Annotated in this window: 1 protein-coding gene; it reads right to left on the reverse strand. The window is 64.7% G+C overall.

Annotated elements, in window-relative coordinates:
• The coding region (locus EN990_RS35280; RefSeq protein ID WP_281056365.1) for a TCP-1/cpn60 chaperonin family protein at window positions 1–561 on the reverse strand (561 nt) is incomplete at both ends.

Below are 561 nucleotides of genomic sequence, written 5' to 3' on the forward strand. Positions count from 1 at the left end.
AGTCGCCGGTCTGGGCGTTGTAGCCGAAGGTCGCGCCCTTGTTCTCAAGGATCTTGCCGGCAACGATCGATGCTTCCGCACCGGCGTTGGCCGCGATCTGGCGGGCCGGAGCCTGCAGCGCACGACGCACGATGTTGATGCCGGCGGCCTGGTCGGCATTGACGCCGGTGGCCTTGATGTTGGCCGAAGCGCGCAGCAGCGCGACGCCACCACCAGCAACGATGCCTTCTTCGACGGCCGCGCGGGTCGCGTTGAGGGCGTCATCGACGCGGTCCTTCTTTTCCTTGACTTCGACTTCCGTCGCACCGCCGACGCGGATCACCGCAACGCCGCCGGCGAGCTTCGCCAGACGTTCCTGCAGCTTCTCCTTGTCGTAGTCCGAAGTGGTCTTTTCGATCTGCTGCTTGATCTGGGCAACGCGGCCCTGGATCTCGGCCTTCTTGCCGGCGCCGTCGACGATGGTGGTGTTCTCCTTGGAGATCGACACCTTCTTGGCGCGGCCGAGCATGTTGAGGCCGACGTTCTCGAGCTTGATGCCGAGGTCTTCCGAGATGACCTGGC

Origin of the sequence: Mesorhizobium sp. M7A.F.Ca.US.005.03.1.1, assembly GCF_003997975.1 — a bacterium.
In the GTDB taxonomy this organism is placed as follows: domain Bacteria; phylum Pseudomonadota; class Alphaproteobacteria; order Rhizobiales; family Rhizobiaceae; genus Mesorhizobium; species Mesorhizobium ciceri.